General features: G+C 62.0%; 26 protein-coding genes. 7 read left to right on the top strand and 19 right to left on the bottom strand.

The annotated features are described in order from the left end of the window. Positions 1–49 precede the first annotated feature (49 nt). The 6 genes from C7I87_RS22345 to C7I87_RS35320 form a co-directional block, all read right to left on the bottom strand. A complete protein-coding gene (locus C7I87_RS22345; RefSeq protein ID WP_149906247.1) occupies positions 50–2,170 on the bottom strand; it encodes a molybdopterin oxidoreductase family protein in 2,121 nt (706 codons plus the stop codon). A 94-nt stretch (positions 2,171–2,264) separates the two neighbouring features. Further along, a complete protein-coding gene (locus C7I87_RS22340) occupies positions 2,265–4,142 on the bottom strand; it encodes an ABC-F family ATP-binding cassette domain-containing protein (protein WP_149906246.1) in 1,878 nt (625 codons plus the stop codon). Between the two features lie 137 nt (positions 4,143–4,279). Further along, on the bottom strand, positions 4,280–4,732 hold the full coding sequence (locus C7I87_RS22335; RefSeq protein WP_149906245.1) for a Ros/MucR family transcriptional regulator: 453 nt from the start codon (positions 4,730–4,732) through the stop codon (positions 4,280–4,282). Positions 4,733–4,893: 161 nt separating this feature from the next. Further along, on the bottom strand, positions 4,894–5,097 hold the full coding sequence (locus C7I87_RS22330; protein WP_095202476.1) for a hypothetical protein: 204 nt from the start codon (positions 5,095–5,097) through the stop codon (positions 4,894–4,896). Beyond that, positions 5,090–6,016 carry a DMT family transporter gene (locus C7I87_RS22325; protein ID WP_149906244.1) on the bottom strand — a complete coding sequence of 309 codons (927 nt, stop codon included), beginning with the start codon at positions 6,014–6,016 and terminating at the stop codon, positions 5,090–5,092. Before C7I87_RS22325 ends, C7I87_RS22330 begins: the two co-directional genes overlap by 8 nt. A 45-nt stretch (positions 6,017–6,061) precedes the next feature. Then, positions 6,062–6,895, bottom strand: coding sequence for a hypothetical protein (locus C7I87_RS35320; RefSeq protein WP_188393939.1), 834 nt, complete (start codon positions 6,893–6,895; stop codon positions 6,062–6,064). A 111-nt stretch (positions 6,896–7,006) separates the two neighbouring features. Here C7I87_RS35320 and C7I87_RS22310 point away from each other — a divergent pair, with 111 nt between their 5' ends. Together C7I87_RS22310 and C7I87_RS22305 are read left to right on the top strand one after the other, a co-directional pair. Next, positions 7,007–7,963 (top strand): LysR substrate-binding domain-containing protein, encoded by a 957-nt coding sequence (locus tag C7I87_RS22310; RefSeq protein WP_149906243.1) that lies wholly within the window; start codon positions 7,007–7,009, stop codon positions 7,961–7,963. A gap of 8 nt (positions 7,964–7,971) precedes the next feature. Continuing rightward, positions 7,972–8,604: a GNAT family N-acetyltransferase gene (locus C7I87_RS22305; protein WP_246696349.1), complete on the top strand. Its 633-nt coding sequence runs from the start codon at positions 7,972–7,974 to the stop codon at positions 8,602–8,604. 47 nt (positions 8,605–8,651) lie between these two features. Here the strand turns inward: C7I87_RS22305 and C7I87_RS22300 are convergent, their stop codons facing one another. After that, positions 8,652–9,164: a DinB family protein gene (locus tag C7I87_RS22300; RefSeq protein WP_149906242.1), complete on the bottom strand. Its 513-nt coding sequence runs from the start codon at positions 9,162–9,164 to the stop codon at positions 8,652–8,654. 66 nt (positions 9,165–9,230) lie between these two features. Here C7I87_RS22300 and C7I87_RS22295 point away from each other — a divergent pair, with 66 nt between their 5' ends. Further along, positions 9,231–9,923 (top strand): glutathione S-transferase family protein, encoded by a 693-nt coding sequence (locus C7I87_RS22295; RefSeq protein WP_149906241.1) that lies wholly within the window; start codon positions 9,231–9,233, stop codon positions 9,921–9,923. An 80-nt stretch (positions 9,924–10,003) separates the two neighbouring features. Here C7I87_RS22295 and C7I87_RS22290 read toward each other — a convergent pair whose 3' ends face one another. Continuing rightward, the gene (locus C7I87_RS22290) at positions 10,004–10,276 is read right to left on the bottom strand and encodes a DUF2934 domain-containing protein (protein WP_149906240.1); all 273 of its coding nucleotides are present in this window, start codon (positions 10,274–10,276) and stop codon (positions 10,004–10,006) included. Between the two features lie 279 nt (positions 10,277–10,555). On the opposite strand from C7I87_RS22290, the gene ndk reads away from it, so the two are divergent. Together ndk and C7I87_RS22280 are read left to right on the top strand one after the other, a co-directional pair. Beyond that, a complete protein-coding gene (ndk, locus tag C7I87_RS22285) occupies positions 10,556–10,978 on the top strand; it encodes a nucleoside-diphosphate kinase (RefSeq protein WP_127279526.1) in 423 nt (140 codons plus the stop codon). 180 nt (positions 10,979–11,158) lie between these two features. Beyond that, the gene (locus C7I87_RS22280; protein WP_149906239.1) at positions 11,159–11,764 is read left to right on the top strand and encodes a class I SAM-dependent methyltransferase; all 606 of its coding nucleotides are present in this window, start codon (positions 11,159–11,161) and stop codon (positions 11,762–11,764) included. A 4-nt stretch (positions 11,765–11,768) separates the two neighbouring features. Here C7I87_RS22280 and C7I87_RS22275 read toward each other — a convergent pair whose 3' ends face one another. The 6 genes from C7I87_RS22275 to C7I87_RS22250 all read right to left on the bottom strand — a co-directional run bounded on the left by C7I87_RS22275 (position 11,769) and on the right by C7I87_RS22250 (position 16,880). Beyond that, positions 11,769–12,533: a YbaY family lipoprotein gene (locus C7I87_RS22275; protein ID WP_149906238.1), complete on the bottom strand. Its 765-nt coding sequence runs from the start codon at positions 12,531–12,533 to the stop codon at positions 11,769–11,771. Between the two features lie 78 nt (positions 12,534–12,611). Continuing rightward, positions 12,612–13,094: a molybdenum cofactor biosynthesis protein MoaE gene (locus tag C7I87_RS22270; RefSeq protein WP_149906237.1), complete on the bottom strand. Its 483-nt coding sequence runs from the start codon at positions 13,092–13,094 to the stop codon at positions 12,612–12,614. A gap of 5 nt (positions 13,095–13,099) precedes the next feature. Beyond that, positions 13,100–13,357 (bottom strand): molybdopterin converting factor subunit 1, encoded by a 258-nt coding sequence (moaD, locus tag C7I87_RS22265; protein WP_149906236.1) that lies wholly within the window; start codon positions 13,355–13,357, stop codon positions 13,100–13,102. Position 13,358: 1 nt separating this feature from the next. Further along, a complete protein-coding gene (gene pgsA / locus C7I87_RS22260; RefSeq protein WP_010915213.1) occupies positions 13,359–13,955 on the bottom strand; it encodes a CDP-diacylglycerol--glycerol-3-phosphate 3-phosphatidyltransferase in 597 nt (198 codons plus the stop codon). A gap of 97 nt (positions 13,956–14,052) precedes the next feature. Further along, entirely contained in the window at positions 14,053–16,119 is a 2,067-nt protein-coding gene (uvrC, locus tag C7I87_RS22255; RefSeq protein WP_149906235.1) for an excinuclease ABC subunit UvrC, read from the bottom strand. Continuing rightward, positions 16,116–16,880: an SDR family oxidoreductase gene (locus C7I87_RS22250; protein ID WP_149906234.1), complete on the bottom strand. Its 765-nt coding sequence runs from the start codon at positions 16,878–16,880 to the stop codon at positions 16,116–16,118. The genes uvrC and C7I87_RS22250 overlap by 4 nt, the downstream gene beginning before the upstream one ends. A gap of 411 nt (positions 16,881–17,291) precedes the next feature. Here C7I87_RS22250 and C7I87_RS22245 point away from each other — a divergent pair, with 411 nt between their 5' ends. Then, entirely contained in the window at positions 17,292–17,945 is a 654-nt protein-coding gene (locus C7I87_RS22245; protein ID WP_149906233.1) for an outer membrane protein, read from the top strand. A 62-nt stretch (positions 17,946–18,007) separates the two neighbouring features. On the opposite strand, the gene C7I87_RS22240 is transcribed toward C7I87_RS22245, so the two are convergent. Then, the gene (locus C7I87_RS22240; protein ID WP_149906232.1) at positions 18,008–18,604 is read right to left on the bottom strand and encodes a glutathione S-transferase family protein; all 597 of its coding nucleotides are present in this window, start codon (positions 18,602–18,604) and stop codon (positions 18,008–18,010) included. A 422-nt stretch (positions 18,605–19,026) separates the two neighbouring features. Beyond that, entirely contained in the window at positions 19,027–19,485 is a 459-nt protein-coding gene (locus C7I87_RS22235) for a histone (protein WP_149906231.1), read from the bottom strand. A gap of 552 nt (positions 19,486–20,037) precedes the next feature. On the opposite strand from C7I87_RS22235, the gene C7I87_RS22230 reads away from it, so the two are divergent. Further along, entirely contained in the window at positions 20,038–20,349 is a 312-nt protein-coding gene (locus tag C7I87_RS22230; protein ID WP_149906230.1) for a transcriptional regulator, read from the top strand. Between the two features lie 99 nt (positions 20,350–20,448). On the opposite strand, the gene C7I87_RS22225 is transcribed toward C7I87_RS22230, so the two are convergent. From C7I87_RS22225 to C7I87_RS22215, 3 genes are all read right to left on the bottom strand, one after another. Then, on the bottom strand, positions 20,449–20,901 hold the full coding sequence (locus C7I87_RS22225; RefSeq protein ID WP_149906229.1) for a hypothetical protein: 453 nt from the start codon (positions 20,899–20,901) through the stop codon (positions 20,449–20,451). A 186-nt stretch (positions 20,902–21,087) separates the two neighbouring features. Continuing rightward, a complete protein-coding gene (locus C7I87_RS22220) occupies positions 21,088–21,954 on the bottom strand; it encodes a 23S rRNA (adenine(2030)-N(6))-methyltransferase RlmJ (RefSeq protein WP_149906228.1) in 867 nt (288 codons plus the stop codon). Further along, positions 21,951–22,562: a hypothetical protein gene (locus tag C7I87_RS22215; RefSeq protein ID WP_149906227.1), complete on the bottom strand. Its 612-nt coding sequence runs from the start codon at positions 22,560–22,562 to the stop codon at positions 21,951–21,953. Before C7I87_RS22215 ends, C7I87_RS22220 begins: the two co-directional genes overlap by 4 nt. Between the last annotated feature and the right edge of the window lie 3 nt (positions 22,563–22,565).

Genomic DNA, 22,565 nt, shown 5'->3' with positions numbered 1-22,565 from the left:
CAATCCGCAGCGGGCGATGTCCTGAGCATCATGCCGAAGACCGACGACGCTAGGCCGCCAGCTCACCCGCCCGGCGCAGCCACACTTTGTTGTCGTGGAAGGCAGCGCCGCCATAGGGTGCGGGGGCGTCGGCGCCGGTCAGCACATTGATGCCCTCGCCGCGCTCATGCGCGCTGTTGGGCCAGATGCCTTCGGCGATCACGACGCCACGCTTGATGCCATCAAACAGCTTGACATGCAGCACCACCTCGCCGCGCATGTTGCCGATTTCGACACGGTCGCCGTCTGCAAGATCGAGAGCCGCCGCATCGTCAGGATGCAGCAGGAGCTCCGGGCGGCCCTCCTTGGCCTTCGACACCGGTGTCTCGGAAAAGGTCGAGTTGAGGAAGTTGCGCGCCGGCGAGGTCGTCAGTCGGAACGGATGGGCTTCGTCGGCCACCTCGATCAGGTCGACATGATCGGGAAATTCAGGCAATCGGGCCACCGGGCCGAACAGGCCCATGCTCTTCGGCGGCCGGTTGGGAGCCGGCTGGCCCGTCCAGTCGGCGCGGAAACGGAATTTGCCGTCCGCATGGCCAAAGCCCCGGATAAAATGCGCCGTGTCGAAATCCGGCTGGAGGTCGATCCACTTCTCTTCCTTCAAGGAGTCGAAGCTGCCCAGCCCGCGCTTGCCCAGAATGATGTCGATATGCTGCTGCTCGGTGAGGCCGAAGCCCGGACGATCGGCGACACCAAGGCGCCCAGCCAGTTGCTCGATGACGAAATGGTTGGTGCGCGGCCCTTCCGGCGGCTCGATCAGCTTGGGGCCGAGCGTGATGTGCTGGTTGCCGCCGCCCTTGTATATGTCGTCATGCTCGACGAACATCGTCGCCGGCAGTACGACATCGGCGAGCTTGGCCGTGTCGGTCATGAACTGCTCGTGCACGCAGGCGAACAAATCGTCGCGCAGAAAGCCCTGCTTCACCAGCCGCTGCTCGGGCGCGACATTCACCGGATTGGTGTTCTGGATCAGCATCGCGGTCACCGGCGGTCCGCCATAGAGCGCGTCGCTGGCGCCGGTCAGCACCGGGCCGATGCGCGAATGGTCGAGATAGCGGATCGAGGGATCGCGCATCCTTGTGCCTTCCAGCACATCCTGGTTGAGCTTGAAGATGCCGGAATTGGAATGAAAGGCGCCGCCGCCCTCATATTGCCAGGCGCCGGTGACCGCGGCGATGCAGGACGCCGCATGCATGTTGACGGCGCCGTTGCGCTGCCGCGCAAAGCCATAGCCGAGGCGGAAATAGGTCTTCTTGGTCGTGCCGACCAATCGCGCGAAGGCCTCGATCTCGGCAACGCCAAGGCCAGTGATGAGAGAGGCCCATTCCGGCGTGCGCGTCTTCAGATGCGCTTCCAGTCCCTTGGGGTCGTCAGTGTATTTTTCGAGATAGGCGCGATCGGCCATGCCCTCGCGAAACAGCACATGCATCACGGCGCAGGCCAGCGCACCGTCGGTGCCCGGCTTCAGCACCAAGCCCATGTCGGCCTGTTTCATGGTGGCGTTTTCATAGACGTCGATGACGACGATTTTCGCGCCGCGCTCCTTGCGCGCCTTGATTGCATGGGTCATCACATTGACCTGCGTGACCACGGCATTGGTGCCCCAGATCACGACGCAGTCGGACTTGGCCATCTCGCGCGGATCGGGACCGCGCAAGGCGCCCGCCCCCATCATCCAGCCGGTCCAGGCGAGATTGGTGCAGATCGACCCGAAGAAGCCTGAATATTTCTTGGCGTGGCGCAGCCGGTCGATGCCGTCGCGCTGCACCAGCCCCATCGTGCCGGCATAGTAATAAGGCCAGACCGTCTCCGAGCCATACTTCTCCTCGGCGGCAACGAACTTTTCAGCGACGAGGTCGAGGGCGGCCTCCCAGCTGGCTTCTTTCCAGACGCCGTCACCCTTGCCGCCCTTGCGCACCAGCGGCTTCAGCAAACGATCGGGATGGTGGACACGGTCGGCATAGCGGGCGACCTTGGCGCAGACGACGCCCGATGTGTAGCTGTTGGCCTTGGCGCCATGGACGCGGCCGATGCGGTTGCCGTCGAGCAGTTCGACCTCGAGCGCGCAGGTCGACGGGCAATCATGCGGACAGGCAGAATGGCCGATGCGGAGGTTCGCGTGCTGGTTCATGGGGGCAAACTAGCCGTTTATGATGGTCACGTGTAGGGCCAGATGGCGCCATCCCTTCTCCCCTTGTTGTGGGAGAAGGAAGAAGCGCTCGTCCCTACTCCGCCGTGCCTTCCTCATACTCCGCGGACATGGTCAGCCATTTTTCCTCGTGGCCGGCAAGCGTCTGCGCAAGCTGCGAGCGTTCCTTGGCCAACCTTGTCGCCGTCGACGGATCCTTCTCGTAGACCGCCGGGTTGGATAGTTCGTCCTCGATGCCGTCGATGCGCTTGCGGATGCGGTCCATCAGCGCCTCAGTGGCGCGGATCTCCTTGGCCAATGGTTCGAACGCGGCACGGCGCGCGGCCGCATCGCGGCGGCGGTCAGCCTTTGACGCCTTGTCGGCCTCGCGCTTGCCGCGACGGTCGCCGGACACGCCGGTGACCAGTGTCTTGTAGTCCTCGAGGTCGCCGTCATAGGGATTGACCGCACCGTCCTTGACCAGCCACAGCCGGTCGGCTGTCGCCTCGAGCAAATGGCGGTCGTGCGAGATCAGGATAACGGCGCCGGGAAATTCGTTCAGCGCATGGATCAGCGATTCGCGGCTGTCGATGTCGAGGTGGTTGGTCGGCTCGTCGAGGATGAACAGGTTCGGCCCCTCGAAGGCGGACAGGCCCATCAAAAGCCGTGCCTTCTCGCCACCGGACAGATCCTTGGCGGGCGTATTCATCTTCTCGGTCGTGAGACCGAACTGGGCGACGCGGCCGCGCACCTTGGATTCCGGCGCCTCCGGCATCAGCCGGCGGACATGCTCATAGGCATTTTCCTCAGGGCGAAGGTCGTCGAGCTGGTGCTGGGCGAAGATCGCTACCTTCAAACCGGGCGCCACCGTCATGGTGCCGGTCTCCTGCTTCAGACGGCCCGACAGCAGTTTGGCGAAGGTCGACTTGCCGTTGCCATTGGCGCCGAGCAGCGCGATGCGGTCGTCGGCGTCGATGCGCAGCGTCATCTTCTTCAGGATCGGCTGGCCCTCGGTATAGCCGACATTGACGTTGTTCAGCGCCACGATCGGCGAGGCCACCGTCTTCACAGGTTCGGGGAAAGAGAACGGCCGTACCGTGTCGTTGACGATTGCCGAGATCGGCTTCATCTTTTCCAACGCCTTGATGCGCGACTGTGCCTGTCTTGCCTTGGAGGCCTTGGCGCGAAACCGCTCGACGAAGGATTCCATGTGCTTGCGGGCGGCTTCCTGCTTGACGCGGCCCTTTTCCTGCAGTTCCTTCTGCTCGGTGTACTGGCGCTCGAACTGGTCGTAGCCGCCGCGCCAGAACGTCAGCTTCTTCTGGTCTAGGTGAACGATCGAATTGACCGCACGGTTGAGCAGATCGCGGTCGTGCGAAATCAGCAGCACCGTGTGCGGATACTTTGAAACGTAGTTTTCCAGCCAGAGCGTGCCTTCGAGGTCGAGATAGTTGGTCGGCTCGTCGAGCAGCAGGAGATCCGGCTCTGAAAACAGCACGGCGGCCAACGCAACGCGCATGCGCCAGCCCCCGGAGAAGGACGAGGCCGGACGGCGTTGCGCGGCGTCGTCGAAGCCGAGGCCGGCGAGGATGGTGGCCGCGCGCGACTCGGCCGAATGGGCGTCGATGTCGGCCAACCGCATGTGAATGTGGGCGATGCGGTGCGGATCGGTTGCCGTCTTTTCTTCTTCGAGCAGCGCGGAGCGCTCAAGGTCGGCCTTGAGCACGATCTCGATCAACGGGTCCTCGGTTCCCGGTGCTTCCTGCGCCACCTGACCGATGCGTGTGTTTTTCGGCAGGCTGATCGAGCCGGTCTCGGACGGAAAATCGCCTGTTATTGCCTTGAACAGGGTCGACTTGCCGGTGCCGTTGCGGCCGACAAGGCCGGCCTTGGTGCCGGCCGGCAAGGTGAGCGAGGCGTGGTCGAGAAGCAAGCGCCCCGCCATGCGGAGTGAAAGGTCATTGATGATAAGCATGGCCGCGCTTTTGCACTGGACATCAACGCTTCGCAAGACCTTGCGGGCCAGTTGGCCGCACAAGGCCTGGAAACGGCGCACACAATGCGCCGTTCAGAGCAGCCGATCAGTGGCCTGCCATACCGGCCAGCAAGGCCTCAGGCAGTGGCCTTGCCACGCTTTGTCGCCTTGGCCACGACCGCCGGCGCAGCGGCCGGCTTGCGGCCAAGTCCCGTCGATTTCGCCAGCGCCGACCGGGTCGCCGAGTAATTCGGCGCGACCATCGGATAGTCCGGCGGCAAGCCCCATTTGGCGCGATAGTCGTCCGGGCTCAAACCGTAGTCTGTCCTGAGGTGTCGCTTGAGCGACTTGAACTTCTTCCCGTCCTCCAGGCAGATGATGTAGTCGGGAAACACCGACTTTTTCGGATTTACGGCCGGAACCAGGCTCGGGCTTTCCACGACGGTCGCACCAGCCAGCTTGCGGACCGAGGCGCTGACGCTGGCAATCAGGTCAGGCAGGCCGGAAGCCGGAAGCGGATTGTTGCCTACATAAGCCGAGACAATATCGGCGGTTAGCTCGATAACGATCTTATCCTCGATATTTGACAATTCTTTCACCTTATTTGTGACAAAGTCATCTACCCCAGTGAAGACTTTTGTCGATGTATCTCTTTAACCGCGTCCCCCAACGGACCGCCAAGTCCCGACACGAATCAAGACTTGGCATCAACTATTTTTATGGGAAATCGACGTCGCGCAAATTAGAAAATCTAATACTTGGAAGCGGCAGATTTGGTTGTCCGACCATCCGCCAATATCTCAAGAATACGCTTCCAGCGGGCGCAACGCCCAAAATCCTTCTGTTCAATCGCCTTTTCGGCTTTCATCGCGGCGTAAAGCGGTGCCTCGGCGCCGAATTCCTTGATGAGCCAATGCGCTTCCTGCCTGGCGAGACGTTCATTGTCGTCAAACATAGTCTTGCGCCTCCGAACGCTCCAGGCCGACCGCGACACAACTGCCAATCACGAGGACGGCTCCGGCGATGGCGGTCGTCGTCAGCCGTTCGCCGGACAAGGTCAACAGCAGCGTCGATGCGATCGGCGTGAGATAGGCAACGACAGCCACCTTGCCGCTGCCCCCGAGCTTCAAGGCGCGCGACCAGAAGTAATAACCCAGCCCCATCGGGCCGACGCCGAGATAGAGCCCGAGGGCCAGATCCACCCCGGTGGGCCAGGCGACGCCTTCGCGAGCGGACCAAATAAGCGTCAAGGCGACGCCAACCAGCGACGACGGCAGCAACAGGCGGTCCGGCGACGTGGCGAGCCGTCCCACCATCACCGAATAGAAAGCCATGCACAGCGCAGACCCGAATGCGGCCAAATAGCCGGCGAGATCACCCTGGAACCAGGTGCGGTCACGTCCACCCGAAATCACCAGCACGACACCGACGAACCCAAGGGCCGCGGCAAGGCCCAGCAAAGCCGGACGCCGGGGATTTTCGAAGGCGATCACTGCCGCGGCAACCATCAAGGGCCAAGTGTAGGCCACGAGATTGGCTTCAATCACCGGCATCGAGGCAAAGGCGATATATTGCAGCACCATGGTGCCGACGAGACCGATGAAGCCGACCGCGAGCGATACTAGCGCGGTGCCCGCCGTGACCGCTGCGGCTTTCTCGCGGCTCATCGACCGGATGATCGCGAAGACCAGGGCAGCCCCTACAAACTGCAGGAACTGCACCTGCGACACCGGGTGACTGGCCAGCAGGGATTTGCCAACCAGCGCATTTGTCGACCACAGCGCCACCGCGCCGGTTGCGAAGACCAGCGCGGATATCGAGCCTGATCCATGCCGAAGGAATCGGCATGGATCCCTATCTCCGCGTTCGGCCATGATCCTGGCCGAAAACCGGTTCCCACTTTTCGGGATCATGGATCGCTACCATGATTCTCTGGCTCCCCCCGGAACCGCCGCTTCGGCGGCGGCCGGCGTCGGATGCTCCGCTTCGAACCGGCGATAGGCCGGCAGCTGGTTGGTCCATACATCTTCGGCCAGCTCTTTGACCCACTCGCGGTCGTGATCGTTGTCGGCGGCAAGATAGAACATCCGGTTATCGTCGACATAGGGCTTGGCCACGGAGCGCTGGTTGAGCACCAGCGTGACGCGCTCGCCGAACTGAATCGGCGCCGTGCGGTGCAGGACGCCCAGGAACTGCCCGAGGGTCGCGTAGTTCATCTTGTGATCGATGCGCATGATGCGGTTGCGCGGAATCTCACGGCCGGATTCGAGAATGGCGCGGCCGGTCTCGGAATCGTGGCAATAGATTTCGAGATGGCCGCCGACCAGCGGATCGCTGATCGACAGTGGAATGAGCTCGGTCACAGGAACGCCGTCGCAATGCCATTCGACGGCGCCATCCCTGGGATTCATGAAGGTAACGGTCGAGCCGACGATCGACAGCGGATAGGGCTCGAGCTTCGTGCCCATCATGTCGGACAGCCGCTCCAGGCGCAACTTGTCGTTCAGCAACTCCTTGATTTCGGGGATGAAACGGTCGGCGCCGGTGATAAAGGTCAGATCGAGGTGCTTGTGCACGGCATGGCTGGCCTTGAGCTTCAGGGCGGCCTCCTCGATCGCGGCAAGCAGTGCCGGATCATAGCCATGCAGATACTGCGCAACGCCGAAGCTCGACACTTTCCAGGCGGTTTCGTGGCCGATGATGGCCTCGCGGCTCATCGCATAGCGCAGTTCGGGTATCGTATGTGCGTTCATTGTACTTCTCCAAGTGGGGGGCAAACACTTGGTTAACAGTCAATTAAATTAGCACCCCCTGTAAAATTAGGAATGCTAGTGCTACCGTAAGCCAAGCTTAAGGTCGAAACCGTGCGTCTGCTCAGTCAGGTCAACCTCAATTCGCTGAAAATCGTGGAGAGTGCTGCGAGGCATGGCAATTTTACGCGTGCCGGCGAAGAGCAGTTCATCACCGCTTCGGCGGTCAGCCAGCGCGTCAAGAGCCTGGAGGACCAGCTGCGCTTCAAGATTTTCCAGCGCGGCGGCAATGCGGTGTCGCTGACACCGGAGGGCGAGACCTATGTCTCGCGTGTTCGCGAGGCGCTGGAGCGGATCGTCGCCGCCAGCATGGAAGCGACCGGGCAATCACAGGAACATGTGCTGAAGATATCCGTACTGCCGACATTTGCCGCACGCTGGCTGTTTCCGCGCCTGCCGCTGTTCCAGCAGCAACATCCCGATATCGTGATGCGGGTTTCGACCTCGTACGCGACGCATGAGTTCACGACGTCGGATTTCGATCTCGAGATCCGCTATGGCGACGGCCATTTCAACGGGCTGCCATCCGACCTGCTGTTTCGGGAAGATCTGACGCCGGTGTGCAGCCGTAAGCTGTTCCATGAGGTTCTCGGCGACAGGCCGCTGTCAAAGGTGACGCCGGACGACCTCAGATACTTCACGTTGCTGCATTCCGACACCTGCACCCAGAACTGGCAGTCCTGGCTTGGTTTCGCCGGTGCCAGTTTTGTGCTCAGCGAGACCAAAAGCATCTATTTCGACTCGTGCATGATGTCCTACGAGGCGGCCAACGCCGGAATGGGTTTTGCCGTTGCCAACCGCGCCTATATGGCCAGCGATATCCGCGCCGAGAAGCTAGTCGCTCCCTTTGCAGTTCATCATCCGAACACGGCCGGTTGGTATTTCGTCTCGCACAAGAGCCTTGCCGCACGCAAGATGCTGCTGTTCAAGCAATGGGTGATGGCCGAAGCGGCCATGACCCAACGCCAGTTGGACAACGAAGTCGCGGGCTTGGCTTTAGAGGCTGTCTGAAATCAGCCTTGTTTATCGCCGCCAACCAGGAAATTGAGAACCATCGATCAATGGATATCCAATCCAGGCAACCGGCCTTGGTCGGTGATATCGTTGAACTCAGGCTCCTTCAACCGGAGCATTCCGCGGGGCTTTTGAGTGCGGCCGCGGATGGCAAGCTATGGAGCCTGAAGACCACCGTAGTTCCGGGGCCAGGCACGATCGATGGCTATATTGCCGACGCCTTGGCTGGACGGCAGTCCGGGACTGTCATGCCTTATGCAATCGTCTTGCGCGCCACCGGCATGATTTGCGGGAGCACGCGGTTCTGGAAAATCGATCGCGCGAACAGAAAGTTGGAGATTGGGCACACGTGGCTCGGCAGTTCGGTCCAGCGATCGGGGGTCAATACCGAGGCTAAATATCTTCTCCTGGTTCAGGCATTTGAGGTCATGGACTGTGTTCGCGTGCAATTCACCACCGACGAACTCAACGACGCGTCGAGAGCGGCCATTTTGAGAATAGGAGCAAAACAGGAAGGAATCGTTCGCAATGAACGGATCATGCCGGACGGCCGGAAACGCAATTCCGTCCGCTTCAGCATCATCGATACCGAGTGGCCGGATGTGAAGGCGATGCTCCGGCAAAAAATGCGGCGGTAGTCCGCGTGAACCGCTCGCCCTCGAATTTAAAAACGACCCCATCTGGATCAGGCGAAGGCCCTTCCCTCCTCGGTCCGCTGGAAATGTGCCAGGTCCAGCGGTACGGAAGGGCGGCCCAGAACCGTCAGGATCATATGCGCGTGACCGCGGTGATGAGTCTGGTGGTTGAAGACATGAGCCAGTGCGGGCGCCAGGCGTTGCGAGACGGTGCGCATATCCGATAAGGTCATATAGGTGAAGCGGCCCGACAGCGCCTTGTCGTTCAAACCGCCGAGCCAATCGATAATCCGCCGGTCCTCGGCCTCGCGCGCTGTCCTCAGGACAGGCAAGGCCCGGTATAATATGGCATCCAATGTCGTCGGCGCGGCGCCTTCGCCGGTGAAGCGCTTCATCCAGATGCGATCGGCGACGAGCAGGTGGTTGAGCGTGCCCATCAGCGAGCCGAAGAAGGCGCCGACGTCGCGGTTGAATTCCTCATCGTCGAGATCGTCGGCGGCATCGTAGATGCGGCCATTGGCCCATTGATTGTATGCCGCAAACATCATGAAATGCTGTTTCATCTTTTCTCCCGCCGCGCCCGTTTCGGGTTTTCGGGGGATACCTAGACCGCGAAGGGGCCGACGCCAATGACCATTCTGCTTTACGATCTCGTCGGGCGTGACGAGAGCCGCCCGTTCAGTCCGCATTGCTGGAAGGCAACGATGGCGCTGGCCCATAAGGGACTTGATATCTCGACCGCGCCGACGCGTTTTCTCGACGTGCCGGCCATTGAAGGCGGTGTCTCAAAAACCGTTCCGGTCATCCGCGATGGCGACAAGGTCGTCATCGATTCCTTCGCCATCGCGCTCTATCTCGACGAAGCCTATCCGGATCGCCCGACGCTGTTTGGCGGCGAGGGCGGCAAGGCGATGGCGCGCTTCATCGAGCGCTGGTCGCAATTGACCATCCACCCTTATGTCACCACCGCGGCGCTCGTTGACCTTCACGCCATGCAAGACGAGGAGAACGCCTCGTATTTCCGCCAGAGCCGGGAGCAGCGCTTCGGCAAGCGGCTGGAGGACGTCGTCGCCGCACGCGACGCCGGCCTGGCAACCTTCCGGGCAGCGCTGGAGCCGCTGCGCTCCATGTTGAGCTACCAGCCATTCATCGGCGGCGCCTCGCCGCTGTTTGCCGACTATATCGTCTTTGGCGCACTGCAATGGGCGCGCATCGCATCGCCTTACAAGTTGCTCGAAGATAGCGACGCGGTGGCGCAGTGGTTCGCCCGCTGCCTCGACCTGCATGGCGGGCTGGGACGAAAGGTTGCGGCGGCAGCGTGACGGGCGCAACGACCTGCCTGCCCGCAAGGCAGCTCGAGCGCCGTCAACTGTTGCGAAAACCAGCGGCGGAACAGCTGGCCCTACTTGGCCGCCTTCTTGGGCTTGCTGGCCTTCGGCTTGCTGGCTTTCGCGGCGGTCTTTTCTTCCTTGGGGGCGGCTTTTGCCTTGCCGGCGCCGGATGCCTTCTTGCCTGGCTTCTTGTCCGCCGACGGCTTGCCCGCGTCCTCCTGATCGACATCGGCTGCCGCCTGGTGCCAATGGCGTTCATGCTGACCTGCCGGTTGCCCTTCTTCCTGCCAAATCTGATGTGCACGGTTGCGAATGCGCTCCTGACGATCGTCTGTCATGGTCATGTTGTCTCCATTCGGGCCGACTTCAGCGCGGCGCCGACCGAGTGACTATAGCAAGCAAACCGTTGCTTTACAGCCGCCTGATCCGCTTGCCTGCGGCGACCAGCCACAGGAGCACAGACCGTTCCGGCCCCCCGCTATCGCTCCGGGTGTTCGTCGCTCGGAAAGCCAGGCAATTGGCTTTCCGCCCGCTACGCGGACCGCTCCTCACCCCTTGGCAATGGGCCGGCCGGCTTGTATAGAGCCCGCCACTCTCAATTCAAATTCAGACAAGGACGACCCATGGCGCTCGAACGCACCTTCTCCATGATCAAGCCCGACGCAACGCGGCGTAACCTCACCGGCGCCATCACCAAGATGCTGGAAGACGCCGGCCTGCGCGTCATCGCCTCGCGTCGGGTGTGGATGAGCCGCCGCGAGGCAGAAGGTTTCTACGCAGTCCACAAGGAGCGGCCGTTCTTCGGCGAGTTGGTGGAATCCATGTCCTCGGGCCCGACCATCGTGCAGGTGCTGGAAGGCGAGAGTGCCATCACCAAGAACCGCGACGTGATGGGCGCCACCAACCCGGCCAACGCCGCCGAAGGCACCATCCGCAAGGTGCATGCGCTGTCGATCGGCGAGAACTCGGTGCACGGCTCCGACGCGCCGGAAACCGCCGCGCAGGAGATCAAGTACTGGTTCTCGGACACCGAGATCGTCGGCTGAGCCGACAGCCCATATCTCACATGCAAGAAAGGCCGGCGAAATGTCGGCCTTTTTCGTATAGGACATGATCTCGAACTCGACGGCATCTCATATGAAGCGAGCCGCCGGAAAGTCCCGAAAAATACGAGATGCGTGAATAGACCGGGCGCGGAGCACCGTCGCGATGGAGCCGACCCGACCATGACTAGCGCCATTCCAGGGTTCTTCCAGGGCACCGATATGCCGACCAGCGGATGGTGGGAGGCGCTGTGGCCCGACCCGGCGACAGTGCTTGCGGCCACCGGGATCAAGCCGGGTATGGACGTGATCGATCTCTGCTCCGGCGATGGCTGGTTCACATTGCAGATTGCCAGGATCGCGCGTCATGTCACCGCCATCGATATCGACGCCGACCTGCTCGAAGTCGCGCGCCGGCGCCTGACTGAAAATGGCCTGTCGAATTGCGACTTCGTGGCGGGCGACGCCTATGAGCTTGCCAGCCTGGCGGCCCGCCCCGCCGATTTCATCTTCATGGCAAACGCCTTTCATGGTGTTCCGGATCAGCTGCGCCTAGCCCGCGCGGTCCATGCGACGCTTGGCCCGTCAGGCCGTTTTGCCATTGTGAACTGGCATCGGACGCCGCGCGAGCGAACGGTAGTGCTGGGTGAGCCTCGCGGGCCGAAGACCGAGTTGAGATTGTCGCCGGAACAGACCATCATCGCCGTCGAGCCGGCCGGTTTCAAGCTGGCTGAAATGGTTGACGTCCCGCCTTATCACTACGGCGTCGTGTTCGAACAGGCAGAGTGAGAACTCAACTCGCGGCACTGAAACGCAGGATTTCGCGGCCGTCCTTGTCCGATATGGTGAGCTTGCCGGCATCGACAATGTATGACGCCGCCTTGGCCAACGCATCGAACAAGGCTTTTTCCTCGGCCATCACGTCGGGCGCGCAGGCTTTGTAGGTCGAACCGATCTCGCCGATCGCGATCGCCTGGCCCTCGACCTTAGCCGTGGCAAAATAGCTGTTGCACGGGCCGCTGCCACCAGCCTTGCCGGCCTCGCTGACCCTGAAGGTCGCCTGCGGCGCGGTGACGGCGCCAACACCATCGACATAGTCGACCACCCAGAGCTGATCAAAGACGGAAGCCGCTGGCTCCTTGCTGGGTGTGACCATCTTCAGCATGACTGTCTGCGGCGCGTCGGTCAGCGGATCGAGCTGATGGCGTAGATCGGAGATGAACATCAGCTTCCCGTCTACAGTGATCCGGGCCTGCAGCGCGTAGGTCATCTGCGGCCGGATAACAGAGGGGTCGAATTTTATCTCGAAGCTGATCGGCACCTGGCCGGCGGGCTTGATCTTCTGTTGCCCGATGATTTTGGCGGGCGCGTCGGCCAGCGAGACATCGGCAAGCTCGACGGAGAGCACCGCGCTGGGCGGCAATGCGATACGCTCGCGATAGATCACCTCGCCCCTCACCGCCTTTTCGGCGGCGGCGGACAATTCCGGCACGGCCAGGATACCGACGACCAGAGGCACGAAACCGAAGACGAAGAATTCGGCGATCCTGTCCAGCATGACCGTCTCCCTTGTCCAAATCAGTCAGGTGACCAGTTGGCAGAAGGATTGCGGTCGTTCCGTGACGCCTGCACGGTATTATTCGGACGGCGGCCGCTTCCAGCGCTGGGCTGCCTCAGCGTCGGTTTCCTTGGCCTCTACCCAGCCGCCCTCGGAGCCGTCGGTACGATGTTCCTTCTTCCAGAAGGGTGCACGAGACTTGAGGTAGTCCATGAGGAAGTTCGCGGCCTCGAACGCCGCCTGGCGGTGCGCCGAAGCGGCCACCACCAGCACGATGTTCGCCCCTGGCGCGATCTTGCCATGGCGGTGGATGACGGTGAGACCTTGCAGCGGCCAGCGTTCGGTGGCTTCGGTTGCGATGCGGCCGATCTCGGCTTCAGCCATGCCGGGATAGTGCTCGAGTTCGAGTGCCGAGAGCGCGCCCTGCTCGTCGCGGCACAGGCCAGAGAAGGTCACCACCGCGCCAATGTCGGCACGGCTCTGCGTCAGCGCGGCGATCTCGGCGGCAACATCGAAATCCTGGCGCTGAATGCGCACGATCGGCACCAGGACGGCCGACATGAGTGTCAGCCCCCGGTCATCGGCGGGAACAGTGCGATCTCGCGCGCGCCCGAAATCTTCTCGCGGTGATCGACATGTTCCTGGTTGATGGCGACGCGGATCACATCGGGGTATTGCAGCGCGTGTTGGTAACCTTCACCGCGCGATTGCAGCCAGCGCAAGAGGTCGGCGACCGTCTCGATGCCGGCGGGCAATTCGACATCTTCTTCCGGCATGCCGATGCGTTCGCGAACCCAGGCGAAATAGATGAGACGGGTCGTCATCTCACTCGTCCATGATGTGCTTGAGGCCGGCGCGGAAATAGTCATAGCCCGTGTAGAGCGTCACGAGGGCCGCGATCCACAGCAGCACAAGGCCGGTCTGCGTGGTCAGCGGGAAGATCTTGTCACCGGCAGGTCCCGCCAGCAGGAAGGCGATGGCGACCATCTGGATGGTGGTCTTCCACTTGGCAAGCTGCGTCACCGGCACCGAGACCTTGAGCGCCGCCAGATATTCGCGCAGGCCCGAAACCAGGATTTCGCGACACAGGATGATGATCGCCGCCCACAGCGACCAGCCGGCAATACCGGCATGGCGATCGGTGTCGGCAGCAAGCAGCAAAAGGCAAGTGGCGACCAGCAGCTTGTCGGCGATCGGATCGAGCATCTTGCCGATGTTGGAGGTCTGCTGCCAGGCGCGCGCGAAATAGCCGTCGAAGTAATCGGTGACCGACGCCAGCAGGAAAATGACCAGCGCCGACCAGCGGGCGAAGTCGCTCGATTTCAGGTGGCCCTCCAGAAAAAAGCACAGCACGACCAGAGGCACCGCGATGATGCGGGCGTAGGTCAGCATGTTAGGCAAGTTGAACGCGCGCTGGGCCATGTCTGGTCGACTCTTTCTGCCTGCGTACTCAAATCAGAAGCGGATGTAGGGGGTCAACAGGTCAGATTCGACTGGCCAGCTGAAAGCGGCGATTTTTTCAGCTCTCGTGGAAGTGATTGTAGACCAGTTTCGCCACCTGTTCGGAAATGCCGTCGACCTTCCTCAGATCCTCCACCGCGGCGCGGCTGACCGCCTTGGCGGTGCCGAAATGCAAGAGAAGCGCGCGCTTGCGGCCGGGGCCGATGCCGGCGATTTCGTCGAGCGGGCTCTTGACCATTTCCTTCTTGCGGCGGGCCCGGTGCGAACCGATGGCGAAGCGGTGGACCTCGTCGCGCAGCCGCTGGACGAAATAGAGCACGGGATCGCGCACGGGCAGCGAAAACGAGTCCCTGCCCTTGACGAAAAAGCGTTCGCGGCCTGCATCGCGGTCCTGTCCCTTGGCGATGCCGATGGCGACGACACGGTCCTCGATGCCGAGATCGGAAAGGATCTTGCGCACCGCCGTCATCTGGCCCTGACCACCGTCGATCAGGATGACATCGGGCCAGGCCGGGAAGCTTCCGGAGATATCGTCTTCGATATCCTCACCCGGATCACCCGGGGCCGTCTCGTCGGGGGCAACATCGCCATGCTCCTTGAGCAATCGCGAAAAACGCCGCTCCATCACTTCGCGCATCATGCCGAAATCGTCGCCCGGCGTGATCTCTGTCGAGCGTATGTTGAATTTTCTGTACTGGTTCTTCACGAAGCCTTCCGGCCCCGCGACGACCATGGCGCCGACGGCGTTGGTGCCCATGATGTGCGAGTTGTCATACACTTCGATGCGCACCGGCGGTTTGGCCAGGCCAAAGGTCTCGGCGAAACCGGCAAGCAGCCGTGCTTGCGTCGAGGTTTCGGCCAGCCGGCGGCCGAGCGCCTCACGCGCATTCTGCAAGGCGTTGTCGGTCAGGTCCCTCTTCTCGCCGCGCTGCGGCACCGAGATCGCCACCTTGCGGCCGGCCCGGGTCGAGAGCGCCTCGGCCAGCAGTTCCTGGTCCTCGACGGTCTGCGACAGGAGAATGGCACGCGGTGTCGGCTTGTCGTCGTAGAACTGCGCCAGGAAAGAGCCCAGGACTTCAGATCCCTCCAGCGCCGGATCGGCCTTCGGGAAGTAGGCGCGGTTGCCCCAGTTCTGGCCGGTGCGGAAGAAGAACACCTGGATGCAGACCTGGCCGCCTTCCTGGTGGATGGCGAAGACATCGGCCTCGTCGACGGTCGCCGGGTTGATGCCCTGATGGCTCTGCACGTGCGACAAAGCCGCCAGCCGGTCGCGATAGATGGCGGCGCGCTCGAAATCGAGGTCTTGCGAAGCCTGCTGCATGGCGGCCGAAATCTCGGTCTTCACCTTCTGGCTGCGGCCCGAGAGAAAGTCCTTCGCCTCAGCGACCAACTCGGCATAGCCCTCATGCGAGATTTCGCCGGTGCACGGACCGGCGCAGCGCTTGATCTGGTAGAGCAGGCACGGCCGCGTGCGGTTCTCGTAGAAGGAATTGGTGCAGCTTCTGAGCAGGAAGGCGCGCTGCAGCGAATTGATGGTGCGGCCGACGGCGCCAGCCGAAGCAAAGGGCCCGAAATAATCGCCCTTGCGCGACCGCGCGCCGCGATGCTTGTAGATGCCGGGCGAGACATGGTCGCCGGTCAAAAGAATATACGGAAACGACTTGTCGTCCCGCATCAGAACATTGAATCGCGGCCGCAAACGCTTGATAAGATTGGCTTCGAGCAGCAGCGCCTCGATCTCGGTGCGGGTGACGACGAACTCCATCGTCGACGTCTCGCGCACCATGCGGCCGATGCGGTTGGTGTGGAACCTGCCTTGCGCGTAGTTGGTGACGCGCTTCTTCAGGCTGCGCGCCTTGCCGACATAGAGCACGTCGCCGGCCGCGTTCATCATCCGATAAACGCCGGGCGCATTGGGCAGCCGCTTGACCAGCGTCTGGATCACCTCGGCGCCGACCATGCCTTCGGCGTCGCCGGCGTGCTGCGTCCAGTCGATGGCCGTGAAGGCGACATCCGGGCCAACCGGTTCGACGATCTCCTCCAGAGCCTCATCCTCGAGGTCGATTTCGGGAGGAAGATCATCGGCGCCGCCGCGCGCCTTGTTCTTGTGATCCAAAGGACTCATTCCGCCATGCCTGTCACATCGGGCGTCTGCCATGCAAGATGCTGGCCACCATCGAGCGCGATCATCTGGCCGGTGACCGAGCGCGCATCCCATAGATAGCGGATGGTGGCGCCGAATTCCGGCAATTCCGGGCCGCGCCTTAGAATCAAGCCGGCGACCTGCGCGTCAAAATCCGAATCGTCCTGGCGCACGTTCTTCAGCGTCGGGCCCGGCCCGATCGCATTGACGCGGATGCGGGGTCCGAGTGCCTGGGCCAACATCTGTGTCTGGGTCCACAACGTCGATTTCGACAGCGCATAGGAGAGATAGCGCGGTGTCGGCCGCCAGACGCGCTGGTCGATGATGTTGACGATCAGGCCTTCCTGCCCTTCCGGCAAGGAACGAGCGAAGGTCTGCGCCAAAAGCGCCGGGGTCTTTACATGAATGGCAAAGTGGCGGTCCCAGGCATGCCAGTCGAAATCTTCCACTGAATCATCGACGAAGAGCGAAGCGTTGTTGACCAGCAGCGAGATTGGGCCAAGTGCTGCTTCCGCCTGGCCGACGAGGCCGCTGACGGCGTCCATGTCGGTCAGATCAGCCGCGATCACGGCGGCCCGGCCGCCCGACCGGTTGATCCTCGCGGCCAGCGCATCCGCCTCATCGTGCGAGCGATTGGAATGGATGGCGACCGCAAAACCATGGCTGGCGAGGTCCTCGACAATCGCCTTGCCGATCCGTTTCGCCCCACCGGTCACCAACGCCACGGCAGTGGCTTTGCTCATTTGCTGTCAATCCTCAATTTCGGCTCGAAAACGCGACGCCGACGAAATATGGCCCGGCATGCGTTAAACGGCGTTCGCACCTGGGGCAATATTGTGGCGAAGTGCCCGTTCGGCATGCCGTGCCCTCCTGGACTCGGAACCGCCGGACCGCAATATAGGTCGCTGGAGTCCTTGCACCAAGCCGCGTGCAGCGCAGCATGAACTGCTGCTGACATTTCGCTGTTGCGAAGATGCAACGTCAAGGTTCTGCCTCATTCGTGCCGGGTAATGACCCAAGTTCAGGTTCGGTTCAGCCGTATTTTGACACGACATTCGGAACCGACGAACGCCAGATCCGTTTCACCCCCCGGGCGGGTTGATGGCGATCGTGAGAAACAAGCCTGTGTCCTGTGGCTTAAGGAGTAAAGAACAATGCAAGCCAATCTTAAATTCGCACGGCCGCTGGCTGTTGCGCTCGGGCTCTTCGCCCTCGGTGGTACCGCTTATGCGGCGGACGTCGTCCAGGAAGAGCCGCCGGCACCGGCACCGGTTGCCGAACTGCCCGTCGCATCCTGGGCCGGCCCCTATGCCGGTATCAATCTGGGCTACGGCTTCAGCGGCAAGACCAAGGAAAAGGATCTCGGCTTCTCGACCAATACCAAGGGTTTTGTCGGTAGTGTCTTCGGCGGCTATCAGTGGCAGCAGGAGAACTTCGTGTACGGCGGTGAAGCCGAACTCGGCTACAACGGCGTCAAGGGCGACGACAACGGTGTCCACTCCAAGGGTGGCTTCGAAGGCTCGCTGCGTGCCCGTCTCGGTTACGCCGTGACCCCGGAAATCCTGCTCTATGGCACCGGCGGTCTCGCCGGCAGGAGCCTCAAGGTGCAAGATGACACCTTTGGCAGCGACACGGCCACCATGATCGGCTGGACGGCCGGCGTCGGCACCGACATCAAGCTGACCGACAATGTGTTCGGCCGCGTCGAGTATCGCTACACCGACTTCGGCAGCAAGAGCTTCGATAATATCGGCAAGGTCAAGGCGACGGACAACCGCGTCACCTTCGGCCTCGGTATGAAGTTCTAAGTCGTTCAAGCCACGACACGAAAAAGCCGGGCCTCGCGCCCGGCTTTTTTATGTCCGGTCGCTCAGGCCGGAACCGCGGATTTGAGCTCCGGGAATTTTTCGTCGAAGCGCGCTGCCCAGCGGGTCAACCGGCCGTGCCCCTTCTCCCACTGACCGCCAAAGCGCAGCGAGAGATAGCCGAGGCAGGCACGCAACGCCAACTGACCGGCCGTGATCTTCTTCGGCAGCTTTGGCGGATTGGCATTGAGCAGATCGAGTGCTGCTGTGATCTTCGCCCACTGGCGGTCGAGCCAGGGCTGATAGACCATCTCTTCGGGGCGGGTGCGGCGCTCGTAGACCATCGACAGCGCGCAATCGCAGATACCGTCAGCCAGCGCCTCCAGCACTTCCGCTTCCAGACGCTTGTCGGGATTGCGTGGAAACAACGCGTTCTTCGAAATCCGGTTGAGGTGTTGGGTGATGGCTCGGCTGTCGTGAACAGAACGGCCATCGTCGAGCACCAGCACCGGGATCTTGCCGAGCGGATTGGCGCCGATCAGTTCGGCCGGCCTGTCCTCGGTCTTGACCGGCACCTCATCGATGGCGATCCCGGCATAGACCGCGGCCATCCTTACCTTGGAACTGTAGGGAGAGGTGGACGCGTAGAGCAGCTTCGGCATGATCGGTTTCCTGTTTGCGGACGTCCACTGTTGACCGCAGAGCTGTTGCGATCAATCACCAGAGTGCAAAAAAACAGCGGCCAGAAACCGGCCGCAGTTTCCGCCCACGCATCATGACACGCCTGAAACCGGTACGCTGGAAAATATCAACAGGCCACGACAGCAAGCTGCCGGGTGTTCAAACCTGCGTTTACAGGCGCCACACTTCACAGGCGCTAGTCGTCGCGCAGAGACCTTCGCCAACCACGGCGAGGAGAAAGAGGCGGGCGAGCGAGGCAGCCAACCGGCGCCTCGCTTTGCTTGCCCCTCGGCCCTTCCCGACGATCAGCCCGAGGGCTGAACCCGCTGCCGAACATGCTCTGACCTAGAGCGTCTTGCGTCCTTGCCGTGCCCCGAAGGACACGGGACGCCCAACGATCTGTCTACTTCTTAGCCGGAGCCTTCGCCTTCGCAGGCGCTGCCTTTGCCTTCGGCGCCGCGGCTTTTTTTACCGCCGGCTTGGTCGCGGCCGCGGCTGCTTTGGCCGCCGGCTTCTTGGCCGGCGCCGCTTTCGCTGCCGGCTTTGCCGCGGCTTTCGCGGGCGCTGCCTTCTTCGCTGCGGGTTTGACCGCCGCCTTGGCCGCCGGCTTCTTGGCCGGTGCCGCTTTCGCTGCCGGCTTCGCCGCGGCCTTCGCGGGCGCTGCCTTCTTCACTGCCGGCTTCGCAACGGCCTTTGCCGCTGCCGCAGGTTTCTTCGCCGGTGCCTTGGCAGCAGTTGCCTTCGGCTTGGCGGCGGGTGCTGCTTTCTTCACTGCCGTTGCGGCCTTCGCCGCGACTGCTTTTGCGGGTGCTTTCTTTGCCGGTGCCTTGGATGCCGGCGCTTTAGATGACTGCTTAGCCATGTCATGCCCCTTCACGTTATGCCGATGGCCGTGAATGACCCCGGCGCGCAATGCATATCTGACTCGCGTCTCGCTAGCCAGCGAAGCAATGGTATGATTTTCTCAACTTAAATTTTGGTTGCGACCGACACACAATCACACTCACCTCCGGAAAAATCCGCCGTTGATCTTCTGACGTCGCCGGCAATCTGACACCGGCACTCCCGATGCGAGCTCGCCATCAGACTCCGAAGATTAGCGAGCAACTTCGCGCATGATCTTCGGCCGTGAACATCATGACTTGCCGTCTCATCGAGGCGATCATCTTTTGCAAGCGAGCGATCCCTGCGGATCACGAGCGCGATGCAGCGCCCGATTTGAAGATCACCTTGTCAAGCATGTTTCGAGCGCCCGCTTTCCGATTGACAGAATACTCCGTATTGCAGAGTATTCTGTCAAGGGACGTGATCGCGCCTTCGATTTCGGTCATACAAAGGCAAGTAACATCACCGGTGGCAGAGATTGCCGAGTCACACGGCGGCAGCCCAAGCTTTGCCGCATTGGAGCCCATTGATGAGCGCCGACGACATTATCCACCAGAGGACGCGGCTCAGGATCATGGCCGTCCTGAACACGCTGGAGAGGCGCGAGGCGCTGGAGTTCACCCAGTTGAAGGCCATGATCGAGGCCACCGACGGCAATCTCGGCGCACATCTCGATACGCTGGCCAGGGCTGGCTATGTCGATATTGAAAAGCTTTTTGTCGGACGTCGGCCGCAGACACGGATCAGGGCCACAACGGCCGGGCGGCGGGCCTTTCGCGGTCACATTGCCTTTCTTCGCAAGATCATCGATCAAGCCCAAGCGCCGCAACGCAGGAAGTAGCACTGCGATCGAGCGAACACCTGTCAACACAGGACACCAAAGCGCCTGCGACCCTTCAGGCAGCAGGCGCGAAAAAAGATCTGGAAGGAAGAGACGCGTTCAGCGCAAGACGCGGCAACGGCCGTTATAGACCATCCAGCGATCGAAGCCCGAGACGCAGAACTCGACATTGTCGCCGATCGAGGCAAAACCCTGGCCTTCCTCGATCAGATAGAAGATCGACCGGTCCCGGCCATCCGACAGGCTGACGGTTGCCCGGCAATAGTGACGGCCGATCGGCCATTCCTCGCTCGCCTGCTGATAGCGGTGCTGGCGAATGTCGCGAAAATCGGTGATAGCGACGTCGGGCAGATGCGGCACGTGATGTACCTGGTAGGAGAACCGATGCGTGATCTTGCTCAGTACCCATGATTCGCCGCAGACACTGCCGTCGTCCCCGGAATAGACGGCGAGGTCAGCCGCCTTGACCGCCTGGGTGATACCGAGAGGCGCGGCAAGGGGCGTGCAGAGCGAAATCAGGGCAGCAAGTGCGGAGTTGGCGAAGCGAGTCATGGCAGCCTCTCAAGGTCGATTCCGCGTACTGTGCGGATTCGCTTGGCGGCGGTCAAGCGATTGCCGAAACAATGGTTTCCAGAAACCGACGCCGAACTGTTGCTGTAAGCAGCAATCCGCAGGTAACGGCAAAGTTCCCCAGGAGGCGGATCGTGCGGTCGTAACGAGCGCGGCGTTCGAAGGCGGCTATACTGGCGGCGGGACCTGCTCGCCGGCCAGCCATTCCATCGACCAGTGGGCCGGCTTTCCCACAGCGAGCAATTTGTGCAATGCCGGCAATACGGTTCGCAGTTCGCCTTCCAGTGTGAAGGGCGGATTGACCACCACCATGCCGGTGCCATCGAGGCTTGGTTCGGAAGAGGCTGGCCTGATCTCGAATTCTATGTCGAGGATTTTCGGGATGCCGGATTGCTTCAGCGCTTTCCTGAAGGCGATGATCGCCTTGCGGTCCTTGATCGGATACCACAGTGCGTAGATGCCACTGGGCCAGCGCCTGTGCGCCTTCACCAGCCCGTCGACGAGGCGGCCGAACTCACCCTCTTCCTCGAAGGGCGGATCGATGAGCACCAGACCGCGCTTTTCCTTCGGCGGCAGGTGCGCTCCGAGTGCCAGCCAGCCGTCAAGTTCCATCGCCCTTGCCTGGAAATCGCCGGCGAACTCCGTCTTCAGCCTCTCGGCGTCTTTCGGGTGCAGTTCGATCGCCGACAACCGGTCCTGCTTGCGCAGGAGATTGCGCGCGAGCAGCGGCGAGCCCGGATATTTCTTCACGCCGCCCTCGGGATTGAGCGAGCGCACCGCCTCCAGATAGGGCGCCAGCAGCGCCGCCGCCTTCGCGTCGAACGGAGCATCGATCAATCTGCCGATGCCTCCCTGCCACTCACCGGTCTTTTGCGCTTCGAGTGAGGACAGGTCGTAGCGGCCAATGCCGGCATGTGTGTCCACGACACGAAACGCCTTGTCCTTCTGCTTGAGATAGGCGAGCAGGCGCGTCAGCACGACGTGCTTGACGACATCGGCAAAATTGCCGGCGTGGTAGGCGTGGCGGTAGTTCACTTTGGCCCCCTGCCCCAGCGTGGCGGCGGCGGTTGCGAGTTCGGATTTTCCGGTCGCCTGCCACCAGAACGCAGGGACAGCAGGAAACCGATCAAGCCGACCGCCATCAGCGAGAAGCCTATCGGCCGCGCGCGACCGTCGATCTCGCCTGCGCCGGAGCGCAAGACAAGGTCGACCGCTCGCATCGGTATGTCCTCGGCATCGCCCGGGCCGACAGTGAAGACGTAAGCGCCGGGGCTGACGGTGGCAATCAGGCCGGCCTCGTCGCGAAAGATCTTGTCGGGCAGCTGCGGGCCGGCCTGGCGCGGATTGTCCACGTGGTTGAACTGCAGCGTCGAGGCAAGCACCGTGCGGCCGTTGGTGGCGGCGGTCAGTGTCAACACCGTGCGCTGCTGCGAAACGATGCGCTCGGCCCTCGCGGTCAGGTCGACCAGCACCCGCAACGCCGCATCGCCCGCGGTAAGTTGAACCGTCACCGGCCGGAATTGGCGGCCCTCATAAACGCGGTATGTGCCGACCGCCCTGCCGGAAAAATTACTCACAGCCCACGGAGAGAAAATGCCGATGGCGGCGCCGGCGATCAGAAGCAGGACAGAGAGAAAGCGCATCGA

This window comes from Mesorhizobium sp. SARCC-RB16n, from assembly GCF_008520305.1.
Taxonomy (GTDB): domain Bacteria; phylum Pseudomonadota; class Alphaproteobacteria; order Rhizobiales; family Rhizobiaceae; genus Mesorhizobium.
This window is presented reverse-complemented; position numbering and strand designations above follow the sequence as displayed.

Bases quoted from the DNA above. Each gene is read 5' to 3' on its own strand.
- C7I87_RS22345 (WP_149906247.1), bottom strand. From the start codon at position 2,170: ATGAACCAGCACGCGAACCTCCGCATCGGCCATTCTGCCTGTCCGCAT.
- C7I87_RS22340 (WP_149906246.1), bottom strand. From the start codon at position 4,142: ATGCTTATCATCAATGACCTTTCACTCCGCATGGCGGGGCGCTTGCTT.
- C7I87_RS22330 (WP_095202476.1), bottom strand. From the start codon at position 5,097: ATGTTTGACGACAATGAACGTCTCGCCAGGCAGGAAGCGCATTGGCTC.
- C7I87_RS22325 (WP_149906244.1), bottom strand. From the start codon at position 6,016: ATGGCCGAACGCGGAGATAGGGATCCATGCCGATTCCTTCGGCATGGA.
- C7I87_RS35320 (WP_188393939.1), bottom strand. From the start codon at position 6,895: ATGAACGCACATACGATACCCGAACTGCGCTATGCGATGAGCCGCGAG.
- C7I87_RS22300 (WP_149906242.1), bottom strand. From the start codon at position 9,164: ATGAAACAGCATTTCATGATGTTTGCGGCATACAATCAATGGGCCAAT.
- C7I87_RS22295 (WP_149906241.1), top strand. From the start codon at position 9,231: ATGACCATTCTGCTTTACGATCTCGTCGGGCGTGACGAGAGCCGCCCG.
- C7I87_RS22290 (WP_149906240.1), bottom strand. From the start codon at position 10,276: ATGACCATGACAGACGATCGTCAGGAGCGCATTCGCAACCGTGCACAT.
- ndk (WP_127279526.1), top strand. From the start codon at position 10,556: ATGGCGCTCGAACGCACCTTCTCCATGATCAAGCCCGACGCAACGCGG.
- C7I87_RS22280 (WP_149906239.1), top strand. From the start codon at position 11,159: ATGACTAGCGCCATTCCAGGGTTCTTCCAGGGCACCGATATGCCGACC.
- C7I87_RS22275 (WP_149906238.1), bottom strand. From the start codon at position 12,533: ATGCTGGACAGGATCGCCGAATTCTTCGTCTTCGGTTTCGTGCCTCTG.
- C7I87_RS22270 (WP_149906237.1), bottom strand. From the start codon at position 13,094: ATGTCGGCCGTCCTGGTGCCGATCGTGCGCATTCAGCGCCAGGATTTC.
- moaD (WP_149906236.1), bottom strand. From the start codon at position 13,357: ATGACGACCCGTCTCATCTATTTCGCCTGGGTTCGCGAACGCATCGGC.
- pgsA (WP_010915213.1), bottom strand. From the start codon at position 13,955: ATGGCCCAGCGCGCGTTCAACTTGCCTAACATGCTGACCTACGCCCGC.
- uvrC (WP_149906235.1), bottom strand. From the start codon at position 16,119: ATGAGTCCTTTGGATCACAAGAACAAGGCGCGCGGCGGCGCCGATGAT.
- C7I87_RS22250 (WP_149906234.1), bottom strand. From the start codon at position 16,880: ATGAGCAAAGCCACTGCCGTGGCGTTGGTGACCGGTGGGGCGAAACGG.
- C7I87_RS22245 (WP_149906233.1), top strand. From the start codon at position 17,292: ATGCAAGCCAATCTTAAATTCGCACGGCCGCTGGCTGTTGCGCTCGGG.
- C7I87_RS22240 (WP_149906232.1), bottom strand. From the start codon at position 18,604: ATGCCGAAGCTGCTCTACGCGTCCACCTCTCCCTACAGTTCCAAGGTA.
- C7I87_RS22235 (WP_149906231.1), bottom strand. From the start codon at position 19,485: ATGGCTAAGCAGTCATCTAAAGCGCCGGCATCCAAGGCACCGGCAAAG.
- C7I87_RS22230 (WP_149906230.1), top strand. From the start codon at position 20,038: ATGAGCGCCGACGACATTATCCACCAGAGGACGCGGCTCAGGATCATG.
- C7I87_RS22225 (WP_149906229.1), bottom strand. From the start codon at position 20,901: ATGACTCGCTTCGCCAACTCCGCACTTGCTGCCCTGATTTCGCTCTGC.
- C7I87_RS22215 (WP_149906227.1), bottom strand. From the start codon at position 22,562: ATGCGCTTTCTCTCTGTCCTGCTTCTGATCGCCGGCGCCGCCATCGGC.